This window comes from Aurantiacibacter hainanensis, from assembly GCF_036321025.1.
Taxonomy (GTDB): Bacteria; Pseudomonadota; Alphaproteobacteria; order Sphingomonadales; family Sphingomonadaceae; genus Alteraurantiacibacter; species Alteraurantiacibacter hainanensis.
In genome coordinates this window covers 533,484-552,225 of sequence record NZ_JAZAPB010000001.1, presented here as the reverse complement: position 1 = coordinate 552,225, position 18,742 = coordinate 533,484, and the positions used below count along the sequence as shown (strand labels likewise).

Annotated in this window: 34 protein-coding genes and 1 tRNA gene; 9 read left to right on the top strand and 26 right to left on the bottom strand. The window is 63.6% G+C overall.

The features are described 5' to 3' along the window. The gene (locus tag AAA989_RS02760) at positions 1–702 is read right to left on the bottom strand and encodes an ABC transporter ATP-binding protein (RefSeq protein WP_338241008.1); all 702 of its coding nucleotides are present in this window, start codon (positions 700–702) and stop codon (positions 1–3) included. A 72-nt stretch (positions 703–774) separates the two neighbouring features. Between AAA989_RS02760 and AAA989_RS02755 the strand changes: the two genes are divergently transcribed. Continuing rightward, positions 775–1,467, top strand: a complete 693-nt coding sequence (locus tag AAA989_RS02755) for an arylesterase (RefSeq protein ID WP_338241006.1) — start codon at positions 775–777, stop codon at positions 1,465–1,467. Between the two features lie 10 nt (positions 1,468–1,477). On the opposite strand, the gene recF is transcribed toward AAA989_RS02755, so the two are convergent. After that, positions 1,478–2,563, bottom strand: coding sequence for a DNA replication/repair protein RecF (gene recF, locus AAA989_RS02750; RefSeq protein WP_338241005.1), 1,086 nt, complete (start codon positions 2,561–2,563; stop codon positions 1,478–1,480). A gap of 223 nt (positions 2,564–2,786) precedes the next feature. Here recF and AAA989_RS02745 point away from each other — a divergent pair, with 223 nt between their 5' ends. Genes AAA989_RS02745 through AAA989_RS02735 form a run of 3 tightly spaced genes read left to right on the top strand, consistent with a single transcriptional unit; the run spans position 2,787 to position 3,297 of the window. Then, the gene (locus tag AAA989_RS02745; protein ID WP_338241004.1) at positions 2,787–2,915 is read left to right on the top strand and encodes a hypothetical protein; all 129 of its coding nucleotides are present in this window, start codon (positions 2,787–2,789) and stop codon (positions 2,913–2,915) included. A 38-nt stretch (positions 2,916–2,953) separates the two neighbouring features. Then, the gene (locus tag AAA989_RS02740) at positions 2,954–3,076 is read left to right on the top strand and encodes a hypothetical protein (protein WP_338241003.1); all 123 of its coding nucleotides are present in this window, start codon (positions 2,954–2,956) and stop codon (positions 3,074–3,076) included. After that, positions 3,073–3,297: a PspC domain-containing protein gene (locus AAA989_RS02735; RefSeq protein ID WP_338241001.1), complete on the top strand. Its 225-nt coding sequence runs from the start codon at positions 3,073–3,075 to the stop codon at positions 3,295–3,297. The genes AAA989_RS02740 and AAA989_RS02735 overlap by 4 nt, the downstream gene beginning before the upstream one ends. Positions 3,298–3,319: 22 nt before the next feature. Here the strand turns inward: AAA989_RS02735 and AAA989_RS02730 are convergent, their stop codons facing one another. Continuing rightward, positions 3,320–4,027 carry a queuosine precursor transporter gene (locus AAA989_RS02730; protein WP_338240999.1) on the bottom strand — a complete coding sequence of 236 codons (708 nt, stop codon included), beginning with the start codon at positions 4,025–4,027 and terminating at the stop codon, positions 3,320–3,322. 57 nt (positions 4,028–4,084) lie between these two features. Here AAA989_RS02730 and AAA989_RS02725 point away from each other — a divergent pair. Then, a tRNA-Arg gene (locus tag AAA989_RS02725) sits at positions 4,085–4,161 on the top strand. Positions 4,162–4,231: 70 nt separating this feature from the next. Here AAA989_RS02725 and AAA989_RS02720 read toward each other — a convergent pair. From AAA989_RS02720 to leuC, 10 genes are all read right to left on the bottom strand, one after another. Next, positions 4,232–5,611, bottom strand: coding sequence for an NAD-dependent succinate-semialdehyde dehydrogenase (locus AAA989_RS02720; RefSeq protein WP_338240998.1), 1,380 nt, complete (start codon positions 5,609–5,611; stop codon positions 4,232–4,234). A 330-nt stretch (positions 5,612–5,941) separates the two neighbouring features. Next, entirely contained in the window at positions 5,942–6,559 is a 618-nt protein-coding gene (locus AAA989_RS02715; protein WP_338240997.1) for an SOS response-associated peptidase, read from the bottom strand. Positions 6,560–6,564: 5 nt separating this feature from the next. Then, positions 6,565–7,443 (bottom strand): hypothetical protein, encoded by an 879-nt coding sequence (locus AAA989_RS02710; RefSeq protein WP_338240995.1) that lies wholly within the window; start codon positions 7,441–7,443, stop codon positions 6,565–6,567. A 108-nt stretch (positions 7,444–7,551) separates the two neighbouring features. Further along, entirely contained in the window at positions 7,552–7,884 is a 333-nt protein-coding gene (gene grxD / locus AAA989_RS02705; protein ID WP_434781434.1) for a Grx4 family monothiol glutaredoxin, read from the bottom strand. A gap of 42 nt (positions 7,885–7,926) precedes the next feature. After that, complete coding sequence (locus tag AAA989_RS02700) at positions 7,927–8,160, bottom strand: BolA/IbaG family iron-sulfur metabolism protein (RefSeq protein ID WP_338240993.1); 234 nt, start codon at positions 8,158–8,160, stop codon at positions 7,927–7,929. Between the two features lie 24 nt (positions 8,161–8,184). After that, positions 8,185–8,508 carry a DUF1476 domain-containing protein gene (locus AAA989_RS02695; protein ID WP_338240992.1) on the bottom strand — a complete coding sequence of 108 codons (324 nt, stop codon included), beginning with the start codon at positions 8,506–8,508 and terminating at the stop codon, positions 8,185–8,187. Between the two features lie 66 nt (positions 8,509–8,574). Further along, positions 8,575–9,180, bottom strand: a complete 606-nt coding sequence (gene leuD / locus AAA989_RS02690) for a 3-isopropylmalate dehydratase small subunit (RefSeq protein WP_338240991.1) — start codon at positions 9,178–9,180, stop codon at positions 8,575–8,577. After that, entirely contained in the window at positions 9,180–9,335 is a 156-nt protein-coding gene (locus AAA989_RS02685) for an isopropylmalate isomerase (RefSeq protein WP_338240990.1), read from the bottom strand. Before AAA989_RS02685 ends, leuD begins: the two co-directional genes overlap by 1 nt. 6 nt (positions 9,336–9,341) lie before the next feature. Further along, positions 9,342–9,872 carry a DNA-deoxyinosine glycosylase gene (locus AAA989_RS02680; protein ID WP_338240989.1) on the bottom strand — a complete coding sequence of 177 codons (531 nt, stop codon included), beginning with the start codon at positions 9,870–9,872 and terminating at the stop codon, positions 9,342–9,344. Beyond that, positions 9,859–11,301, bottom strand: coding sequence for a 3-isopropylmalate dehydratase large subunit (gene leuC / locus AAA989_RS02675; protein ID WP_338240988.1), 1,443 nt, complete (start codon positions 11,299–11,301; stop codon positions 9,859–9,861). The genes AAA989_RS02680 and leuC overlap by 14 nt, the downstream gene beginning before the upstream one ends. A 99-nt stretch (positions 11,302–11,400) precedes the next feature. Here leuC and AAA989_RS02670 point away from each other — a divergent pair, with 99 nt between their 5' ends. Continuing rightward, the gene (locus AAA989_RS02670) at positions 11,401–11,823 is read left to right on the top strand and encodes an acyl-CoA thioesterase (RefSeq protein ID WP_338240987.1); all 423 of its coding nucleotides are present in this window, start codon (positions 11,401–11,403) and stop codon (positions 11,821–11,823) included. A gap of 44 nt (positions 11,824–11,867) precedes the next feature. Beyond that, complete coding sequence (locus AAA989_RS02665; RefSeq protein ID WP_338240985.1) at positions 11,868–12,386, top strand: sterol desaturase family protein; 519 nt, start codon at positions 11,868–11,870, stop codon at positions 12,384–12,386. A gap of 2 nt (positions 12,387–12,388) precedes the next feature. Here the strand turns inward: AAA989_RS02665 and AAA989_RS02660 are convergent, their stop codons facing one another. The 13 genes from AAA989_RS02660 to AAA989_RS02600 form a co-directional block, all read right to left on the bottom strand. Next, the gene (locus AAA989_RS02660; protein ID WP_338240984.1) at positions 12,389–12,547 is read right to left on the bottom strand and encodes a YqaE/Pmp3 family membrane protein; all 159 of its coding nucleotides are present in this window, start codon (positions 12,545–12,547) and stop codon (positions 12,389–12,391) included. Between the two features lie 68 nt (positions 12,548–12,615). Next, entirely contained in the window at positions 12,616–12,966 is a 351-nt protein-coding gene (locus tag AAA989_RS02655; RefSeq protein WP_338240982.1) for a YbaN family protein, read from the bottom strand. A 7-nt stretch (positions 12,967–12,973) separates the two neighbouring features. Next, positions 12,974–13,381 carry a SufE family protein gene (locus AAA989_RS02650; RefSeq protein ID WP_338240981.1) on the bottom strand — a complete coding sequence of 136 codons (408 nt, stop codon included), beginning with the start codon at positions 13,379–13,381 and terminating at the stop codon, positions 12,974–12,976. A gap of 24 nt (positions 13,382–13,405) precedes the next feature. After that, a complete protein-coding gene (locus tag AAA989_RS02645) occupies positions 13,406–13,645 on the bottom strand; it encodes a hypothetical protein (RefSeq protein WP_338240980.1) in 240 nt (79 codons plus the stop codon). A gap of 28 nt (positions 13,646–13,673) precedes the next feature. Continuing rightward, on the bottom strand, positions 13,674–13,904 hold the full coding sequence (locus tag AAA989_RS02640) for a hypothetical protein (protein ID WP_338240978.1): 231 nt from the start codon (positions 13,902–13,904) through the stop codon (positions 13,674–13,676). Beyond that, complete coding sequence (locus tag AAA989_RS02635) at positions 13,901–14,200, bottom strand: hypothetical protein (protein ID WP_338240977.1); 300 nt, start codon at positions 14,198–14,200, stop codon at positions 13,901–13,903. The genes AAA989_RS02640 and AAA989_RS02635 overlap by 4 nt, the downstream gene beginning before the upstream one ends. Continuing rightward, a complete protein-coding gene (locus tag AAA989_RS02630) occupies positions 14,200–14,511 on the bottom strand; it encodes a hypothetical protein (protein ID WP_338240976.1) in 312 nt (103 codons plus the stop codon). Before AAA989_RS02630 ends, AAA989_RS02635 begins: the two co-directional genes overlap by 1 nt. Next, positions 14,511–14,867: a hypothetical protein gene (locus AAA989_RS02625; RefSeq protein ID WP_338240974.1), complete on the bottom strand. Its 357-nt coding sequence runs from the start codon at positions 14,865–14,867 to the stop codon at positions 14,511–14,513. Before AAA989_RS02625 ends, AAA989_RS02630 begins: the two co-directional genes overlap by 1 nt. Continuing rightward, on the bottom strand, positions 14,867–15,175 hold the full coding sequence (locus AAA989_RS02620; RefSeq protein WP_338240972.1) for a hypothetical protein: 309 nt from the start codon (positions 15,173–15,175) through the stop codon (positions 14,867–14,869). Before AAA989_RS02620 ends, AAA989_RS02625 begins: the two co-directional genes overlap by 1 nt. Positions 15,176–15,211: 36 nt before the next feature. Beyond that, positions 15,212–15,589: an envelope stress response membrane protein PspC gene (pspC, locus tag AAA989_RS02615; protein ID WP_338240971.1), complete on the bottom strand. Its 378-nt coding sequence runs from the start codon at positions 15,587–15,589 to the stop codon at positions 15,212–15,214. Beyond that, a complete protein-coding gene (gene pspB / locus AAA989_RS02610) occupies positions 15,586–15,891 on the bottom strand; it encodes an envelope stress response membrane protein PspB (RefSeq protein WP_338240970.1) in 306 nt (101 codons plus the stop codon). The genes pspC and pspB overlap by 4 nt, the downstream gene beginning before the upstream one ends. Before the next feature lie 3 nt (positions 15,892–15,894). Further along, a complete protein-coding gene (gene pspA, locus AAA989_RS02605) occupies positions 15,895–16,650 on the bottom strand; it encodes a phage shock protein PspA (protein WP_434781433.1) in 756 nt (251 codons plus the stop codon). Positions 16,651–16,724: 74 nt separating this feature from the next. Next, a complete protein-coding gene (locus AAA989_RS02600) occupies positions 16,725–16,877 on the bottom strand; it encodes a hypothetical protein (protein WP_338240969.1) in 153 nt (50 codons plus the stop codon). A 154-nt stretch (positions 16,878–17,031) separates the two neighbouring features. Between AAA989_RS02600 and pspF the strand changes: the two genes are divergently transcribed. Further along, positions 17,032–18,060: a phage shock protein operon transcriptional activator gene (gene pspF / locus AAA989_RS02595; protein WP_338240968.1), complete on the top strand. Its 1,029-nt coding sequence runs from the start codon at positions 17,032–17,034 to the stop codon at positions 18,058–18,060. 152 nt (positions 18,061–18,212) lie between these two features. Beyond that, positions 18,213–18,608: a hypothetical protein gene (locus AAA989_RS02590; RefSeq protein ID WP_338240967.1), complete on the top strand. Its 396-nt coding sequence runs from the start codon at positions 18,213–18,215 to the stop codon at positions 18,606–18,608. Positions 18,609–18,742 lie beyond the last annotated feature (134 nt).

The following is an 18,742-nucleotide window of genomic DNA, read 5'->3' as shown; positions in this document are numbered from 1 at the left end:
TCAGGCCGCTTTCGTGTCGGTGGCGATATTGCCGTCGGCCAGCGTCACCACCCGGTCGCACATTTCGGCAAGGTGGCGATCGTGGGTGATTATCACCAGCGTCGCCCCCGTTTCCTTGCGGCGGCGAAACAGCACGTCGACCACGCTGTCGCCCGTGGTGGCGTCGAGATTGCCGGTCGGCTCGTCGGCGAAGATAAGCGGCGGACGCGGAGCGATGGCGCGGGCGATGGCCACGCGCTGCTGCTCGCCGCCCGAAAGCTGTGCGGGATAGTGGGTCAGGCGGTGGCCCAGGCCAACCGATTCCAGCTCCTGCGAAGCGCGCTCCCAGGCATCCTTGTCGCCCGAGAGTTCCATCGGCGTCGCCACGTTCTCCACCGCCGTCATCGTCGGCAGCAGGTGGAAGGCCTGAAGCACGATGCCGATACGGCCCCGGCGCGCCAGGGCAAGGGCATCCTCGTCGAGAGAGGTAAAGTCCTCCCCCGCCACCATCAGCGAGCCCGAGGTGGCGCGTTCCAAGCCCGAGAGCACCGCCATCAGCGAGCTCTTCCCGCTTCCCGAAGGGCCGAGCAGCGCCAGCGTTTCGCCGGGGGCTACCTGCAGGTCGATCCCGCGCAGGATTTCCACTGCCGCCGCGCCGTCACCAAGGGTGAGGCGCAGGTTGCTGGCAGCGATGACGGGTTTCGCATGATCAGGACTTGTCACGGGGCGGCGATGGCATAGCTATGATGCATGAGCAAGCCAGTCCTAAGGCGGTGGCCTAGCGCCATACGCGCTTTGTCGATCATTTCCCCGATAACGCTGGCGCTGGCCGCCTGTGGCTCCGAAACGCCGGTGGCGGAACCCGGAGCAACCGCAGCACCTGCGAGCGCGCTTGAAGAGCCCATGCCGGTGATGGGGCCGGAACGGGTGATCCTGGGCTTCGGCAACAGCCTGATGGCCGGTTACAACGTCGACGAGGAGCAGGGCTATCCCGAGACGCTGGAGCGAGCCCTGCGCGGGCGCGGGATCAATGCCCGGGTGATCGATGCAGGCGTTTCGGGCGACACCACTGCCGCGGGTCGCCAGCGGATCGGCTTCGTGCTGGACAATGCCGAGGCGGACATCGACCTTGCGATCATCGAACTGGGCGGCAACGACCTGCTGCGCGGGATCGACGTGGAGCAGACGCGCGAGAACCTGGGCGCCATCATCGAGGAAGTGCAATCGCGCGGTATCCCCGTGCTGCTGATGGGCATGCGCGCGCCGCCCAACCTGGGCGTGGAATACGTGGGCCAGTTCGACGGCCTGTATCCCGCGCTGTCGCAGCAATACGATACCGCGCTGGTGCCGTTCTTCATGGAGCCAGTCTACGACCAGCCCGAGCTGATGCAGGACGATCGCATCCACCCGACCGCGGAAGGACTGGAAGCGATGGTCGCAGCGACGGTGGACGATGTGGCTGCCGCGCTGCCCGACGGCGAGGAATAGTCGGCAAGGCCTACTGCCGCTCTACCGTTCCCCCGGCCACTCGCCATACGGCGGCTTCTTCAAGGATGCTCTCGAACGGGGCGGCTTCGGTGCCCGTCAGCCAGACCTGAGTGCCGCTGGCGCGCAGCCGGTCGAACAGCGCCGCTCGTCGTACGGGATCGAGGTGGGCGGCCACTTCATCCAACAGCAGGACACCTGGACGGCCGCGCGCGGCGAGTTCGGCGTGGGCGAGGGTGATCGCGACCAGCATGGCCTTCTGCTCTCCGGTCGAGCATTCCGCGGCCGCCATTCCCTTTCCCGCCATGGTCACCGCCAGTTCGTCGCGGTGCGGGCCTGCCAGAGTTCGCTGCGCCGCCCGGTCGCGGGAGCGTTCCTGTCGCCACATTGCGGCCAGGTCGGCTTCGGTCAGCGTCCCACCGGGCACGTAGGCAAGGGCGGGGCGGGCAAACGGCGCTTCGGGCAGTTCCAGCAGGCGACGGTCGAGCGCCTCGATCAGGCGGACACGCCCTTGCGCAAGGGCCGCACCCGCCTGTGCCATCTGCGCCTCGATTGAATCCAGCCAGGCCGGATCGGGTTCGTTCTCGTCCGAAAGCAGCTTGTTCCGCTCGCGCAGGGCAGCCTCGTAGCGGCTGGCGGCGCGAGCGTGGCCCGGCTCCAGCGCCACGGCGAGGCGATCCATGTAGCGCCGCCGCGCGCCCGCGCTATCCGTGAAGAGGCGGTCCATGGCCGGGGTCAGCCATCCCATGGCGAGCCACTCGCCTAGACTGATCGCCGTGGCTTCCGCTCCGTTGACCTGCACTATGCGGCGTCCAGGCCTCTCCGCCGCCATGCCCGTTCCCAGCTTGACCGGCTCGCCGCCATCGCCGGTGTCCAACGATACGCTGGCGGCAAATCCGCCTGCGCCCTCCAGCTCGGCCATGTCGGCGAGGGCCGCGCGGCGCATTCCGCGCCCTGGAGCGAAGAGCGAAAGCGCTTCGAGCACATTGGTCTTTCCCGCGCCGTTTTCCCCCACCAGCAGGTTGAGCTGCTGCGTGCCGTCCATCTGCGTGGCGGCATGGTTGCGGAAGGTCGACAGGGTGATGCGATCGAGCGCCATGTTGCAGGCAGTCCCTATGCGAGGCGGCAGCGGCACGCCACCGGAAAGCGCCGTGTCAGAATATTGGTGAAATTTCCCACATTGTGGGTTTCAGAAATCGGAAACCTTTCTGTTGCGTGAACAGGAATGGCAGAATTCTGCGGTTTTTCAAAACTGGCACGCCGCCTGCAATGTTGGGGACATGGGACGAAATGGTTCGATCCAAACACAAGAGGGAAACAAAATGACTTTCGCCAATGACTTCGCCGCTCGCATTTCCGCCGCTTTCGCCGCCGTGGTGGTGACCACCACGATCCTCGTCAGCAGCTTTTCGACCCCGGAAGCCAGCATTATCGCCAGCATCCTGGCCTGATCCAAACTTCCAACCACGTTCAAACCAAGGAGACTGAAATGACCAATGAATTCCAGACCAAGCTGATGGCCGGCTTCGCCGCCATCGCCGTAACCCTTACGCTGTTGGTCAGCAGCTTTGCAAACCCCCATGCTACGAGCGTCGCGGGCCTGCTGGCATGAGCAAGCTGAGCCACGACAACTACAACGCCGTGCGCCCGGCATCTTCGAAGAGCTTCCGTCTCGATCACGCAGACGGCAAGATCGCCGGGGTTTGCGGAGGGATTGCCAAATACCTTGGGATCAACCCGCTGATCGTTCGGCTGGTATTCCTGGTGGGTGCCGTTGCCGGGTTCGGCAGCTTCATCCTCATCTATCTCGCGATCTGGCTGCTGGCGGACTGACGCCGGCGGCCATTTCGCCTGGCTACGCCCTAGGGCGTTCGCGGCTCGCAAATGGCGAGAAATCGGTGTCGGTATCGAATATCTCGACGCCTTCCCTATCCTTCAGAAAGCCGACGACGCGGTAGGTAACCGGCGTCAGCACGGCCTCCCAGCCCACTTTCAGCGCCCAGTTCGTGACCATCACGATCAGCACGTCGCGCGTCTCCCACACGCCGAGAAAGGCGATGGGATAGAACAGCAGGCTGTCGACACCCTGGCCCACCACGGTCGAACCGATGGTCCGCGTCCACAGGGCCTTGCCCGCGGTCCACACCTTCATCTTCGCCATGACATAGGAATTCACGAATTCGCCGGCCCAGAACGCGGTGATGGAGGCGAGCACTATGCGGGGCACCTGGCCGAAAACCTGCTCGTAGGCGGCCTGTCCCGTCCAGCTTTCGGATGGGGGGAGGGCAACGACGACGAAACTCATGACCGCCATGAACACAAGAGCAGCGAAACCGGCCCAGATCACTCGCCTCGCGCGGGCATAGCCGTACACCTCGGTCAGCACGTCGCCGATCACGTAGGATAGCGGGAAGAACAGAATGCCCGCCCCGAAGGTGAAGCCTGCCACGGTGGAAAGCTTGGCAGCCCCGATGACGTTCGACAGGACAAGCACCACGACAAAGGCCGCCATGACCAGGTCGAAGTAGCGAAAACGATGGCTGTCCGGCCCTGCGGTGTCCATATCCGGGTGCTAGCGCCATTTGCGTGTGCCGCAAAGAACGCTAGAGGCGAATGCCACGCGCCCATAGCTCAGCTGGATAGAGCACGGGTCTTCTAAACCTGAGGCCGCAGGTTCGAATCCTGCTGGGCGCGCCATTCTTCCTTTGCGGTCCCCAAAGCCGAGGACGCCGGACGGGGTCCGCCCGGCGCCTGAGAAGTCAGCAGATCAGGCCGCTCCGACGAAGATGCTCTTGGCATTCGTGAATTCGCGCATCCCGAACCCGCCGTGTTCGCGGCCGTGACCGGAATTCTTTACACCGCCGAACGGCATGGAGGGATCCGCCACGCCGTAAACGTTCACGAACACCATACCGGTGTCGAAATGCGTGGCCGCCAGTTCCACGGCGCGTTCCTCGTTCTTCGAGATGATGCCTCCGCCAAGGCCATAGCGGCTGTCGTTGGCAAGGCGGATCGCGTCGTCGTCGTCCTTGGCGCGGATAACGGATGCGACCGGTCCGAACAGTTCGTCATCGTAGGCAGGCTGGCCTTTCTGCACACCGGTCAGCACGGTGGCGGGATAGAAGGCGCCGGGTCCGTCGGGAATTGCGCCGCCGCACTCGATCTTCGCGCCTTTCGAAACGCTCTTGTCCACCTGTTCCTGCAGCGTGTCGCGCAAGTCATCGCGCGCCATCGGGCCCATGTCGGTTTCATCGTCGTTCGGATCGCCGGTCTTGACGCTCTCGAAGCTGGCGACGAACTTTTCCAGGAAGGCGTCATAGACCTTGTCGGTCACGATGAAGCGCTTGCCGTTGATGCAGGTCTGGCCGTTATTGTAGAGCCGCGCCTGCGTGCAGACTTCCACCGCGGTATCGATGTCGGCGTCTTCCAGCACCAGGTATGCATCGTTGGAGCCGAGTTCGAGAACGGTGGGCTTGAGCACCTTCCCGGCCGCTTCGGCAATGTGCTTACCGGCCTTGTCCGATCCGGTCAGGGTCACGCCGCGAACCTTCTCGTGCTCGATCACCGCGTCGGACACGTCGTGGCTGATCACCAGCACGGTGAAGAGGTTTTCGGGCAGTCCGCCCGCCTTGAAGATTTCCGCGATTTTCAGCCCGCTGCCGGTGCAGTTTGCCGCGTGCTTCAGCAATACGCCGTTGCCCGCCATCAGGTTGGCAATGGAGTAGCGGATGACCTGATAGGCCGGGAAATTCCAGGGCTGGATGCCGTAGACGACGCCGATCGGCTGGTAGCTTACCAGGCCGCGCCCGGCGTTGGCGGGATCGCGCGGTTCGGGGGCGAGTTCGGCCGGGCCGCAATTGGCGGTGTAGTCGCAGATGGCCGCGCACAGTTCCACTTCCTCGCGGCTGTCGCCGATCAGCTTGCCGACCTCGTCGGTCATCAGCTGCGCCAGCTCTTCCTTGTGATCGCGCAGCGCCTGGCCGATGCCCTTGATGACCTCGGCCCGCTCCTCTCGCGATTTCAGCTTCCACGAAAGGAAGGCCTCGTGACAGGACTCGATCTTCGCCATGGCTTCGGCGCTGCCGATTTCCTCGTAACTGTCGAGGTTCTGGCCTGTGGCGGGATTGACTGTGGTGATCGTGCTCATGCTGAAATGTCCTTCGCGAATGGGGCTTTGCCCTTTCGACGCCTGGAGGGGGGCACAAGGTCCGGCGAATTGGTCGGGACGCGCCGGGGACGCGCTGACCGGAACAATTCAGGCCGGAATGTCGGGATTTTTGACAGGCGGGACAGCCGTTAACGTTTCGCCAACCATCGTCTCCGGCGGAAATCCTTGGGTCGGCAAAACTGGCACGGGGCCTGCAATGTAGTTGGCGTACCCAAGAGTTCTTCGAACGAGGCGGGGCCGACACAAAGGTCCCCAACCAAGTCTCCCGGCTCCGCCTCCCCGAAGAACGCCTATCCCGAAATCACGAGATCACCGCCGGCCCGCCCAGGGTTCGTCCGTGCGATCGACACGCATGTCGCCATCGTAGGGTCGGCACAGGCCGAAGGCTTCGTCCGCCGAACCTGTCATCCAGGCGGACCAGTCCGCGGGATGGAGAATGACCGGCATCCTGTCGTGCACGCCGTGAACGTGCCGGTTCGCGTCGGTCATCACCATCGTATAGGCCTCGCCCCATTCGGCGCTGTCGCGCCAGAACCCGGCTATGGCCATCAGATCACTGTCGGGCAGGGCAAACCAGGTGCGCGTCTTGCCGCCCCTGGGTCCTTCGGCTTCGGCAAAGTCGGACACCGGGATCAGGCAGCGCCGCGCCCTGAAACTGGCGGACCAGAATGGGCTGCCCAGCTTGTCAGAGCGAGCATTGTTGATCGGCTTGGGCTTCAGCGGCTGGCCTTTCGCACCCTTGCGAGCAAGGGGGAAGCCCCAGGTCATCTGCGTCAGCCGCCCGTCGGCCAGCACCATTCCGGGATAACCGGGATAGACCAGTTCGGGCGCGTTGCCGCCGGGAGATACCGATAGATCCTGCGCGATCGCATCGAAGAAATGCGCAACCTCGTCCTGCGACTTCGCCATGCGATAGAGGTTGCACATGGCCGCTAGAGGCCCGCCTGTGCCGCGGGAACGGGCGGGGCGATCATGCCGCCTGTCAGGGGCCAGACGATGTCGCCTGTCACCACGCCCAGGCTCATCGGCAACTGGCTTGATATGAAGGTCTGCAGCGCATTGGGCTGGCTGCCGCCTTCGTACTGGGTGACGTAGATGCTCGTGGCGACCTCGGGATCTGCGGGATCCCAGGTCACGACCTCGCACGTGTCCGTTACCACCGTGGGCGTGCCTACCTGGCCGAATTCGTCGAAGGTGACGCGGTAATGCTTGCCCAGAGGAACGGAGCCCTCGGCAATCGGACCGTTCAGGACGTAGGCCTCCATCGTCCCGTCTTCCGCAGGGGGAAGGACGATGGGAATGTAGATCACGGAATGGCTTGCGCCTTCTTCGGCGGGTTCTCCGTCGAGACAATACCCCGCGTCGGGGGCGGCAATGACGGCGCGGGGCGCAACGTACTTGGCCCGGGCCATGACCAGCGCGGTGCCGCTTAGCGGCGGTGCGTCGGCGCTGTCGTGCATCGTCTCGGAAAGGATCTCGTCCTGCGCGATTTCATATTCCGCCAGGGCGACAAGCGGGGCCTGCGCCCCTTCGCCGCGCGCCGCGGCGATCACCACGTTCCACACGCCCAGTCCCTCGCCCGGAAACGCGACAGCGCCGCGATATCCATCGCCGAAGTCGCCGCCGGTCATGCCTGCGTATTGCTGCTGCGCGATGGCGCTGGCCCGCTGAACGTCGGCCAGCATCCGCGCCGTCGCCTCGGCCTGCCTGGCGGCAGCCATGCGCTGGTCGAGGTCTTCGGGCATGGCTTCCTGCGCTGCGACAGGCAGCGCAAGCGCCAACGCGGCCGTTATGAAAAGAGTGCGAACCATCTGTTCCCCGAAACCTGCCGAGTGAAAGCCAAGCCCCTCTAGCGTCGTCGCGGGAGGGGCCACAAGCCTAGGCGGAAACGGGGTGAACGTGGTTTGAATTGAAGGCCGTCAATTGGCCTTGGCGACCTGCTTTTCGTCCAGGAGTTGCTGCAGTTCGCCGGCCTCGAACATTTCCATCATGATGTCGCTGCCGCCCACGAATTCGCCCTTCACGTAGAGTTGAGGGATCGTCGGCCAGTCCGAAAAGGACTTGATGCCCTGGCGGATTTCCATGTCCTGCAGCACGTCGACACTTTCGAATGCAACGCCGCAATGATCGAGAATGGAGACTGCGCGGTTCGAAAAGCCGCACTGCGGAAACAGCGGCGTGCCCTTCATGAAAAGCACCACGTCTGCGTCTTCTACGATCTTGGAAATCCGGTCTTTGGTTTCACCGTCCATGTCGCTCATCTGTCCCACCAATCAATGTTTGTAACGTAGCGGTCAGGTGGGAACGCTGGTGTGCAGTTGCAAGGCGTGAAGCTCTCCGCCCATGCGATCGCCCAGCGCGGCAAATACCATCTTGTGCTGCTGCACGCGGTTCTTGCCTTCGAATTCGGCGGAGGTGACCCGCGCCAGCCAGTGATCGTTGTCGTCAACCAGGGCCTCTATCTCCACGGTGGCATCGGGGATGGCGGACTTGATGAGGGCTTCGATCTGCGCGGCTGGCATGGGCATGGGGTATTGCTCCGGTGTGCTGGATCAGGATTCGCTCATGAACTGGCGGCGCGCCTCGACAGCGTTTTCCTCCAGCTTCGCGCGCACCTGCGCTTCGTCCACGTCGCAACCGGCCTGGGTAAGATCGCCCAGCACCTTGCGGACGACGTCCTCGTCGCCCGCTTCCTCGAAATCGGCCTGGACCACCGCCTTCTTGTAGGCGTCCGTCTCTTCCTCGGTCAGATTCATCAGTCCGGCCGCCCATTCGCCGAACAGGCGGTTGCGGCGAACGGCCACCTTGAAGGCGGTTTCCTCGTCCATCGCGTATTTGGCTTCCTCGCCGCGCTCACGATCCTTGAAATTGGTCATTGGGCTAACTCTCTTTTCCTGATTGGTGGCCGCATCTCACGTCCTGCGGGAATAGGCGCTGGCCGCTCAGGCCGCAACTCCCGTGCCGCGGGCCAGCCATGGCTTTCCTGCCGCCATGCGCTCTTCATAGCGCGAAATGGCCTCGTCGCGGGTCAGAGTCAGGCCGACTTCGTCCAGCCCCTCGGTCAGGCAGTATTTGCGGAACGGGTCTATCTCGAAACGGAAGCGATCCTGGAAGGGCGTGGTGACGCTCTGCGCCTCTAGGTCGATCGTGATAGGATCGGTCCTGGCGACCTCCAGCAGGCGGTCCACCTGTTCCTGCGGCAGGGCTACGGTGAGAATTCCGTTCTTGAATGCGTTGCCCGCGAAGATGTCGGAGAAGCTGGGGGCGATCACGGCCCGTATGCCCAGATCGAGGAGGGCCCAGGCGGCGTGTTCCCGGCTGGAGCCGCAACCGAAATTGTCGCCTGCCACCAGGATCGGCGCTCCGGCGAACTCGGCCTGGTCGAACACGTTGTCGGGATTGTCTGTGCGCACGGCTTCGAATGCACCCTGACCCAGCCCTTCGCGGCTGGTCGTCTTCAGCCAGCGCGCCGGGATGATCAGATCGGTATCAACATTCTTTCGGCCGAACGGGATCGCCCGGCCCGAAACCTCGCCGACCTTGTCCATCAATCGGTTTCCGGCTTCTCGCCGCTCGGGATCGGGCCCGGCTGGGTAGGCTCGTTCTTTTTCTTGCGGCGATTGACGTAAAGGAGCGCGGCGGCAACCGCGGCGGAGCCGATGGCGCCGGCAATGGCGGCTTTCTTGGGGATGTTGTCAGTCATGTCTGCTCAATGGTCCTGCGCGGAAGGTGTTTCAAGAAAATCGCGCGCAAGATAATCTTTCAGCACGAGCCAGCGCGCTTGCTTCTCGTACAGCGGCATCGCGGCATAGGCGGGGCTGGAGGAGGGAAGGGTAAGAAAATCGACGGGCAATTCGGCCACTTGCGGCTTGCCCACCCGTTCCGAAGTCTTGCCGTTGAAGGCCACGGCCCGCAGGTTCGGCAGACCGGAAACGAGCGCGGGCAGATCGGCCCCTTCCACGTCGCGCATGGCCGAATCGAGGCTGCCGCTGCGCCGTGCCGAGCGGACCGAGTCCCACAGGCCGATTCCATGGTGCAGGATCGCCTCGAGCCGGTCCTGATAGGAAAGCCGCACCAGTTCGGTATCGAGCACGCCTTCGAGAAGTGACCAGAAGAGATTGCGCGGATGGGCGTAGTACTGCCCTGCCTCGAGCGACCTCTCGCCCGGCAGGCTGCCGAGGATCAGGACCCGTGTTTCGGCGCTGACGACGGGAGCAAAAGACTGTTTACGCTGGCTCACGCGTGAGTTCGCGCACGTCTGTCAGGCGGCCCATGACGGCAGCTGCCGCGGCCATGGCGGGCGAGACGAGGTGCGTGCGGGCGCCGGGGCCCTGTCGGCCCACGAAATTGCGGTTGCTGGTGGAGGCGCTGCGCTCTCCGGCCGGAACCTTGTCCGGGTTCATCCCCAGGCACGCCGAACATCCTGGCTCGCGCCATTCGAGTCCCGCATCGGTGAAGACCTTGTCCAGTCCTTCGGCCTCGGCCTGCATCTTCACCAGGCCCGATCCGGGAACGACGATGCCCCAGCGGATATTGGGATGCTTGCGCCGTCCGCGCAGCACTTCGGCGGCGGCGCGCAGGTCTTCGATGCGGCTGTTGGTGCAGCTGCCGATGAAGATGTTCTGCACCTCGACATCCTGCATCCGGGTGCCTGGCTCCAGGTCCATGTAATCGAGGCTGGCGCGCGCGGCCTCCTGCTTCGAGGGATCGTCGAAGCTTTCGGGCGCGGGCACGACCCCGCCGATGGGCACGACATCTTCCGGGCTGGTGCCCCAGGTCACCGAGGGTTCGACCCTGGTGGCATCGATCACCACGCTGCGATCGAACTCGGCGCCTTCATCGGTGTAGAGCGTCTTCCAGTAGGCGACGGCATCGTCCCACTCTTCGTCGCGCGGGGCGAATGGGCGGCCCTTGATGTAGGCGAAGGTCGTTTCGTCGGGAGCGATGAGGCCGCCCCTGGCTCCGGCCTCGATGCTCATGTTGCACACGGTAAGGCGCGATTCGACGCTCATGTCCTCGAACACCTTGCCGCGATATTCGATCACGTGCCCGGTGCCGCCCGCGGTGCCCACGGTGCCGATGATATGCATCACCAGGTCCTTCGCCGTCACGCCAAGGCCAAGCTGCCCTTCAACGCGCACTTCCATGGTCTTCGACTGTCGCAGAAGCAGCGTCTGGGTGGCGAGCACGTGCTCCACTTCCGACGTGCCGATGCCGAAGGCCCAGGCCCCGAGGCCGCCATGGCAAGCGGTGTGGCTGTCGCCGCACACGATGGTGGTCCCCGGAAGGGAGAATCCCTGTTCCGGCCCGACGACATGGACGATGCCCTGCTGGCGCGCCGTGGCATCGAAGTAGCGTACGCCGAATTCGGGCGCGTTGCGCTCCAGCGCGGCAAGCTGGTTGCGGCTTTCCTCGTCGGCGATGGGCACGCGGTTGCCATCGGCATCCACGCGCGGCGTGGTGGGCAGGTTGTGGTCTGGAACGGCCAGCGTCAGTTCGGGGTGGCGAACGGTGCGGCCCTTCATGCGCAGCGCCTCGAACGCCTGCGGACTGGTCACTTCGTGCACCAGGTGACGGTCGATGAAGATCAGGCAGGTGTCGTCGTCACGCCGCTCGATCACATGGGCGTCGAAGATCTTTTCGTAGAGGGTGCGCGGTCTGCTGGCCATGGCCAGCCAGATAGCGCGCCCACCGGTCATAGCCAAGCTGCACGAAAAAAGGCTTTGTCGTGTCTTGGAAAGTTAACGTTGTCCACCTAACTTACAGGTATGTCAGCCAAGCCCTTTTCGATTCCGATCAAGATCCTGCCCGACGATATCGATTTCATGGGGCACGTGAACAATTCCAAGTACCTGAACTGGGTTCAGGACGTCGTGCTGCAGCACTGGCAGAAACTCGCTCCCGCCGAAGAGGTGGCAAGCAAGGCCTGGGTCGCCCTGAAGCACGAGATCACCTATCGCCGTCCGGCCTTCCTCGAAGATGACGTGATCGCCGAGACGGTGCTTGAGAAGATCAAGGGCGCGCGCAGCTTCTACAACACGGTGATCCGCCGCGGAGAGGAAGTGCTGGCCGAGGTTCAATCGATGTGGTGCTGCATCGACAGCGAAACGCATCGCCCCGCGCGCATCGACCAGGACGTGGCGGAGCGCTGTTTCGGCCTTCCGCCCGCCGGCGGACCCAAAGACTCGTAACAAGGCTCTTTGCGGCAACGGGCGCAAGCGCCTATATTGGCGTCATGGACATCCTCGTTCCCATCGCGATCGTGCTTGTGACCATCCTGGCGATGGAATTCGTCGCCTGGTCGAGCCACAAGTACATCATGCACGGCTTTGGCTGGGCATGGCACCGCGATCATCACGAACCGCACGACAACACCTTCGAGAAGAACGATCTCTATGCCGTCGTCGGGGCGGCCATGAGCATCTCGATGTTTGCCTGGGGCAGCCCGCTGGTGCTGGGCGATGCCGCTTGGATTCCGGCCACGTGGATCGGTGTGGGCATCCTTGGCTACGGCATCATCTACACGCTCGTGCATGACGGGCTGGTGCACCAGCGCTATTTCAGGTGGGTTCCCAAGAGCGGCTATGCCAAGCGGCTGGTGCAGGCGCACAAGCTGCACCATGCCACGATCGGAAAGGAGGGCGGGGTCAGCTTCGGCTTCGTCTTCGCCCGTGATCCGGCCAAGCTGAAGGCCGAACTGCGCCGCCAGCGAGAGGCTGGCATTGCAGTCGTGCGCGAGAGCGCCGGCGCCTGAAGTCAGCGCACGAAATTCACGTAGATCGCGTGGATCACACCAGGCACGAAGAAAATCAGCGTCAGTATCAGATTGATGAGGAAAGTGCTGCCGAGGCCGTGCTTCAGCGCGACGCCCAGCGGCGGCAGCAGGATCGAGGCGATCAGGACGATGATACTCATGGAAAAGGCTCCAAAAATCGATTGAACGGTGTTTGTCCAATCAATCGCTGAGCCCGACGCCTGTTCCTTCAGTCCGGCCGCGTCCAGATCCAGCCGGCCACCAGGGCCATGATGGTGATGGGCACGAGCGCAATGGGAAATCCCGCCATTGCACCGGACAGCACCGCCGCAAGGGCCATGAATGCCATGGCCGACCACTTCGCCTTGCGCGCAATTCGGCGATGCTCGCGCCAGTCCCGAAGGGCAGGGCCGTAGGTCGGGTGATCCAGCATCCGCGCTTCCCATGCCGGATTGCCGCGCGCGAAGCAGAACAGCGCTCCCAGCAGGAAAACGAAGCCGGGCATCATCGGCATGACCATGCCGACCCACCCCAGCACCAACAGCACTGCGCCCGCCGCCATCCAGAGGGGGCGCGCCACGGCGTTCCTAGCCTTGCGCCATGCGCGCGGCGTGCTCTTGCACCAGGGCGATCATGTTGGGCACGCCCTGCGTGCGGTTGGAGGAAAGCTGGTTGCGAAGATCGAACGGCGCGAGCGCCTTTTCGATGTCCATCTGCGCGACCTCGGCGGCGGGCTTGTCCTGCACGGTGGAAATCACCAGTGCGACAATGCCCTTGGTAATGGCGGCATTGCTGTCTGCCAGGAAGTGCAGCTTCTCGCCCTCGGTGGTGGGATAGACCCAGACCTGGGCGGAGCAGCCGCGGACGAGCGTGGCGTCGGTCTTGAGGGCAGCGGGCATTTCGTCCAGCTCGCGGCCCAGTTCGATCAGCAGGCGATAGCGTTCGTCGCCTTCGAGGAATTCGTATTCTTCCTGGATGTCTTCAATTGTGCGCATGCAGCAGCATCTAGCGGCTGCGCGTCAGAGGTCCACCCCGTTGGCGATGGCTTCCAGCTTGCGGATGCGCTCCTTGAGGTCGGCGATCTCGATCCGCGCCATGCCCTCGCGTGATCCACCTTCCATTTCGGGCGGCACGCGCTTCATCTCCAGCTCGCGGTTCTTGAGGGCGAGCCAGCCTTGCCATCCCAGCAGCGTGGAGGCGGTCAGCATGGCCAGAGCAAGCAGGGCGCTGGCGGCGATCAACAGGTCGATTTGCGTCATTTGGTCCTCCCTGCGAGGGCGACGAGCCTCACTCGTCGCGCAGCTTCTCGATTTCTTCGGCAGTCCGGCGCGAGGGATCGGTGGCAATGCGTTCGAGCACCTTCACCCTCTCGCGCAGCTGTTCCACTTCGTGTTCCAGTTCGCGTTCGCGCTCGCTGTGGCCCTCGCTAGGGGGCAGTTCGCGGGAACCGCGCCCCTGGAAGTATTTGGCCACGACGACGATCAGCACGATGAGGACGGCGGCACTCCAGAAACTCACGATGCCGCCTCCTTCCGGGCCAGGCTGTCCTTGCGCAGATCCTCGATCTGGCGCGAAAGATCGGCGCCCGGATCGGTGACGATGCGTTCGAGCACGCGCAAACGCTCCTCGATGTCCACCGCCTCCTGACGCTGGTTCAGGGCCTGCTGGGCCTTGGCCTCTTCGATGCGCGCCTCGATCTCGAGCCTCCGCAACTTGTGCTCCCGGCTACGCTGTCCGGCGATGGTTCCGAACGTCAGGACCGTCACCAGAATAGTGAGGACGAAACCGAAAATCAGGATCAGTTCGCCGTCCATCAGTTCGCGTCCTTCTTGTCGCGGCGCAGGCTCTCGATCTCATGCGTGAGCTGATAGCCACTGTCGGTGACGATCCGCTCCACATTGGCGAGCCGGTCCTTCAGCGAACCCAGTTCGGCCTGCAAGGCGGCGTTTTCCTGGCTAAGCAGCTTCACGCGCTCCACGGCCTGGTCGTTCTTGGGATAGACGGCCTTGCCCCAGCTGTTTTCCAGCGGGTAGCCGTGCTTCATCCGCATCCAGGTATTGATGATCCAGCCGACCGTCATGATCGCGACGCCCGCGATGACGGTGGTTTCGGTGATCAGTTCCATCACGCCTGTTCCTTCTTCTCGAAGTTGAGCTGCACGCCGCTCTCGCGGTCGTTGCGACCGGGCTTGTCACGCAGGGCTTCGATCTCCTCGGCCACGGTATAGCCCTTGTCGGTGACGATGCGCTCCAGCACGATCATGCGGTCTTCCATGCGCTCCATCACGTCGCGCAGCTGCTTGTTCTGCTCGCGCAGCATCTCCGCCTCGCGGCTGTCGGATTTCTCGATCCGTTCGGACTTGCCGCCCCATTCGTCTTCGAGCGGATAGCCGTGCTTGGCGCGGATCCAGTTGTTGATGATCCAGCCGAGCATCGACACGGCGACGATCGCGATCACGAATTCGGGGCTTCCCCAGTCCATCAGGCGGTCTCCTTCTTCGCAAAGTCCAGCGCTACGCCGTTGCTTTCATCAACCGAACGCTGGTCGCGCAGGGCCTCGATCTGGGTGGCTACGTCATAGCCCTTGTCGGTCACGATGCGCTCGAGCACCTGGACGCGATCTTCCAGTTTCTGCACCTGGCTGGCGTATTGCGCGGCGCGTTCGGCGGTGCTTGCGGCAGTTGCGTCCACCTGCATCTCGGCGATCTTCTGCTTGTGCTTGGTCCAGATCACGCTGATCGGGATCATGCAGCCGAACACGATGCCGAAGATTGGTATCAGTTCACCCATGGTCGAGGTCCCCCTTTCCTTGTTGGCGTGCGCCCCTCAGCGCAGTTGTTCGATTTCCTGCGACAGGCGCGGATTGGCGGAAACGTAGTAGGTTTCCACATCGGCCAGGCGGCGATCGATGTCCTTCATCCGGGCGCGGATTTCGCGTGCCGTGCGCTTCGGGCTCTGCCGCACGCGCTGCCAGTACTGCGTCTCGTCCGGCGCGGTGTAGAGGTGCGGCGGCTTCTTGCTCAGCAGGATGCCGGCCAGAAGGTAGATCGGGATCGTGAAACCGCTGACGGCAAAGGTGAGGAAGATCGCCATCAGGCGGACCCAGATCACCTGGATGCCGGTGTAGTCGGCGACACCCGCACAGACACCCAGCAGCTTTCCGTTCATCTTGTCGCGATAAAGCGTGGTGCGGGGCGAATTCATGCGTGGTCTCCCTTCTTCTCGGCGAGCAGTTCTTCCAGCTCGCGCAGCGGTACGTTGTCGACTGCCTTGTCGTGGCGGATGCGGGCGGGTTCGAAATCGGGGTTGTCGGCGGCGACGAGGCGCTCGACCGTATCCATCCGTTCGTCCAGCCGCTTGGCAAGCTGGTAGAGTTCTTCCAGCAGCGCTTCGTCATCGGTGGTGATCGTGGCGGACGTCTTCCACTTCGTGATGTAGTGGAGGATGATCCACGGCAGGCCGATGAAAATCGAAGCTACGATTAGAATTCCGGCAACTTCTTCCACGTCTTATTCCCCTTCGTCTTTCTTGGCGCTGCTGCTCTTGCCGAGCGCGCGCTTCATTTCCTCCAGTTCGTCGTCCACCTTGTCACCGCCTTCCAGGGCTGCGAATTCGTCGGCGAGCGATGCCTTGTCCTGGCCGATGCCCAGGGCATCGGCGCGGCCTTCGGCGTAGTCCACCCGGCGCTCCAGCTGGTCGAAGCGGCTGTGCGCCTCGTCCACCCGGTCGCTGGTCATCAGGCTGCGCAGCTTCACCCGGTTCTCCGCGCTTTCCAGGCGGGCCGAGATCTGGCTCTGGCGGCTGCGCGCCTCGCGCAGTCGGTTCTGCAGCTTGGCGATATCCTGTTCGTAGGACCGCAGCGCGTCATCGAGCACGGCGATTTCCTGCTTCAGCTGGTCGCACATGTCCGAAGCCTTGCGCTTCTCCATCAGCGCGGCGCGGGCCAGGTCCTCGCGGTCCTTGCTCAGCGCCAGTTGCGCCTTTTCCGACCAGTCGGTCTGCAGCCGCTCCAGCTTCACCGTATGACGGTGCATTTCCTTCTGGTCGGCGATCGTACGCGCGGCGCTGGCGCGCACCTCCACCAGTGTCTCCTCCATTTCCAGGATGATCATGCGGATCATCTTCGACGGGTCGTCGGCCTGGTCGAGAAGTTCGTTGAAGTTGGCGGCGATAATGTCGCGGGTACGAGAGAAAATGCCCATCAAGGGTCCTCCGATATTGAGCGAGTTACCGGTGGGCGTGGGGCTGGTGCGGATGCGCTCGATCTCCTTGTCGAGACGAGTGCGTCCGCCAGCCTTTCCGCGTCCCAGCGGCGTAAGGGAATTGCGGTCTTCGTTGCTCACGCCAGTTCTACCGTGGGGGCGCCGACCAGCAAGGTCGGCACGTCTGCCATCGGCTCCATGCCGGCGAAGACCGTGAATGCGATCATCGCGGCGATGCTGACCAGGGCGGCCTGGCCAAGCTGGCTGTTGAAGAAGCGGCGATCGAACATTGGGTGATTTCCTCCTGAACCCTTTCTGCCCGATTAATTGCAACAGCCGTGCCAAACTGTGGGATCGGCGGAAATCTGCGGTTTTTCAGCCACCCTTGCCTTAACACGTTAGTGTCTATTGCCAAGTGTTGGGAAAAAGCACTATATCTTGGCAATGGAACGTGAAAACCAGTTCATTGGCCAGTCCGGCGCCTTTCTCGACGCGGTGGAGCGGGCCAGTCGCGCAGCCCCGATGGCGCGTCCCGTACTGGTAATCGGCGAACGGGGAACCGGCAAGGAATTGATCGCCGAGCGTCTGCACCGCCTGTCCGACCGATGGGAAGAGCCGCTGGTCACGCTGAACTGCGCCGCTCTGCCCGAAACGCTGATCGAGGCGGAACTGTTCGGTCACGAACAGGGCGCCTTCACCGGTGCTACCAGAGCGCGCGAGGGACGGTTCGAGGAAGCCGACCGGGGCACGTTATTTCTCGACGAACTGGGCACCTTGTCGATGGGCGCGCAGGAGCGCCTGCTGCGCGCCGTGGAATATGGCGAGGTGACCCGCATCGGCGCCACCCGCCCGAAGCGTGTGGACGTGCGCATCGTGGCCGCCACGAACGAGGACCTGCCCCGCCGTGCGGAGGAGGGCACGTTTCGGCCCGACCTTCTCGACCGGTTGAGTTTCGAAGTGATCACCCTGCCTCCCCTGCGCGTGCGCGAGGGGGACATTCCCGTGCTTTCGGACTATTTCGGCCGTCGCATGGCGGCCGAGCTGGGCTGGGAGGAGTGGCCCGGTTTTGCCGATCACGTCGCGACCGCGATGGAAAACCATCCATGGCCGGGCAACGTGCGTGAACTGCGCAACGTGGTGGAGCGCGCGGTCTATCGCTGGGACAGCTGGGAGCAGCCGATCGGGGAAGTGGTCTTCGATCCTTTCGACAGTCCGTGGAAACCGCTTCCCTCAAGCAGTCCCGAACGCCGGGATGACGAACATACGCAGAGCAGCGCAACACCGGTGCAGCGCCAGCAGTTCGACAAGGTGGACGATCTACGCGCAGCCGTGGATGCGCACGAGAAGACCATCGTGGAGCATGCGCTCGGTGCGAATCGCTGGAACCAGCGCCAGACCGCAAAGGCGCTGGGCCTGACGTACGACCAGTTGCGCCACACCATGAAGAAGCACGGTATCGGGCAGGATGCCTGAGATGTGCCCGTTGAATCCGCGCCCATTAAGGGCCGCTTAGGAACTGCGGGTTAAGGATAATCGCGAAATCGCCGGTTTGACTGGTCGCCGCGCCTCTGGCGCACCCGCCCGCCATCCCCGATTGCCACTAGAGAGAGGCCGAAACGGAAACGATGTCGCAAGCTGCAAGCCGCCTCCTTCGCCCCACGGCCCTGCGTCAGCATGGTGGTACATCGCAGGACAAGAGGGCGATGGTCATCAGCATGACGTCCTTCTTCGCCGCGATCGGGGTGGTTGGCTGGTTCGGCCTTACCGGGCTGACCCTGGGCGGCGGACCTGAACCCGAGTCGCAGGTTGCGAAGGTCATCTTCGCGGGTGGCGCGCCGCAGCAGCCTTCCGTCGAGGAACTTCGCGAACGCGCGGAAGAGGCCCAGGTCAACGAGGAAAGCGACTACGTGATCGGCGACTATGGCGATCCCGTGGAAGAGCTCTACGCCGACGCGGACGATGGCGGCTGGGGCGAGGCGGCGCTGGCAAAGTCCCAGGCGACGTCGCGCAACGCGACCTGAGGTTTGCGCGGGCCGCAGCTTTTCGCACGCGGCATATTGCTTTCCAGACAGTACCGGCCTACATGACGGCCATCCCGACATTGTCGTGACACTGGAGGGGCTGGCGCCGCGAGGGGCCGGCACCCGGCTCCATG

Excerpts from the sequence above, each read along its gene's own strand:
- recF (WP_338241005.1), bottom strand. The coding sequence starts at position 2,563 with ATGGCGCTCGATCGCATCACCCTGTCGACCTTCCGCAACCATGCCGCC.
- AAA989_RS02745 (WP_338241004.1), top strand. The coding sequence starts at position 2,787 with ATGACTTTCGCCAATGACTTCGCCGCTCGCATTTCCGCCGCTTTCGCC.
- AAA989_RS02740 (WP_338241003.1), top strand. The coding sequence starts at position 2,954 with ATGACCAATGAATTCCAGACCAAGCTGATGGCCGGCTTCGCCGCCATC.
- AAA989_RS02735 (WP_338241001.1), top strand. The coding sequence starts at position 3,073 with ATGAGCAAGCTGAGCCACGACAACTACAACGCCGTGCGCCCGGCATCT.
- AAA989_RS02730 (WP_338240999.1), bottom strand. The coding sequence starts at position 4,027 with ATGGACACCGCAGGGCCGGACAGCCATCGTTTTCGCTACTTCGACCTG.
- AAA989_RS02720 (WP_338240998.1), bottom strand. The coding sequence starts at position 5,611 with ATGAGCACGATCACCACAGTCAATCCCGCCACAGGCCAGAACCTCGAC.
- AAA989_RS02715 (WP_338240997.1), bottom strand. The coding sequence starts at position 6,559 with ATGTGCAACCTCTATCGCATGGCGAAGTCGCAGGACGAGGTTGCGCAT.
- AAA989_RS02710 (WP_338240995.1), bottom strand. The coding sequence starts at position 7,443 with ATGGTTCGCACTCTTTTCATAACGGCCGCGTTGGCGCTTGCGCTGCCT.
- grxD (WP_434781434.1), bottom strand. The coding sequence starts at position 7,884 with ATGGACGGTGAAACCAAAGACCGGATTTCCAAGATCGTAGAAGACGCA.
- AAA989_RS02700 (WP_338240993.1), bottom strand. The coding sequence starts at position 8,160 with ATGCCCATGCCAGCCGCGCAGATCGAAGCCCTCATCAAGTCCGCCATC.
- AAA989_RS02695 (WP_338240992.1), bottom strand. The coding sequence starts at position 8,508 with ATGACCAATTTCAAGGATCGTGAGCGCGGCGAGGAAGCCAAATACGCG.
- leuD (WP_338240991.1), bottom strand. The coding sequence starts at position 9,180 with ATGGACAAGGTCGGCGAGGTTTCGGGCCGGGCGATCCCGTTCGGCCGA.
- AAA989_RS02685 (WP_338240990.1), bottom strand. The coding sequence starts at position 9,335 with ATGACTGACAACATCCCCAAGAAAGCCGCCATTGCCGGCGCCATCGGC.
- leuC (WP_338240988.1), bottom strand. The coding sequence starts at position 11,301 with ATGGCCAGCAGACCGCGCACCCTCTACGAAAAGATCTTCGACGCCCAT.
- AAA989_RS02670 (WP_338240987.1), top strand. The coding sequence starts at position 11,401 with ATGTCAGCCAAGCCCTTTTCGATTCCGATCAAGATCCTGCCCGACGAT.
- AAA989_RS02665 (WP_338240985.1), top strand. The coding sequence starts at position 11,868 with ATGGACATCCTCGTTCCCATCGCGATCGTGCTTGTGACCATCCTGGCG.
- AAA989_RS02660 (WP_338240984.1), bottom strand. The coding sequence starts at position 12,547 with ATGAGTATCATCGTCCTGATCGCCTCGATCCTGCTGCCGCCGCTGGGC.
- AAA989_RS02650 (WP_338240981.1), bottom strand. The coding sequence starts at position 13,381 with ATGCGCACAATTGAAGACATCCAGGAAGAATACGAATTCCTCGAAGGC.
- AAA989_RS02645 (WP_338240980.1), bottom strand. The coding sequence starts at position 13,645 with ATGACGCAAATCGACCTGTTGATCGCCGCCAGCGCCCTGCTTGCTCTG.
- AAA989_RS02635 (WP_338240977.1), bottom strand. The coding sequence starts at position 14,200 with ATGGACGGCGAACTGATCCTGATTTTCGGTTTCGTCCTCACTATTCTG.
- AAA989_RS02630 (WP_338240976.1), bottom strand. The coding sequence starts at position 14,511 with ATGGAACTGATCACCGAAACCACCGTCATCGCGGGCGTCGCGATCATG.
- AAA989_RS02625 (WP_338240974.1), bottom strand. The coding sequence starts at position 14,867 with ATGGACTGGGGAAGCCCCGAATTCGTGATCGCGATCGTCGCCGTGTCG.
- AAA989_RS02620 (WP_338240972.1), bottom strand. The coding sequence starts at position 15,175 with ATGGGTGAACTGATACCAATCTTCGGCATCGTGTTCGGCTGCATGATC.
- pspC (WP_338240971.1), bottom strand. The coding sequence starts at position 15,589 with ATGAATTCGCCCCGCACCACGCTTTATCGCGACAAGATGAACGGAAAG.
- AAA989_RS02600 (WP_338240969.1), bottom strand. The coding sequence starts at position 16,877 with ATGTTCGATCGCCGCTTCTTCAACAGCCAGCTTGGCCAGGCCGCCCTG.
- pspF (WP_338240968.1), top strand. The coding sequence starts at position 17,032 with ATGGAACGTGAAAACCAGTTCATTGGCCAGTCCGGCGCCTTTCTCGAC.
- AAA989_RS02590 (WP_338240967.1), top strand. The coding sequence starts at position 18,213 with ATGTCGCAAGCTGCAAGCCGCCTCCTTCGCCCCACGGCCCTGCGTCAG.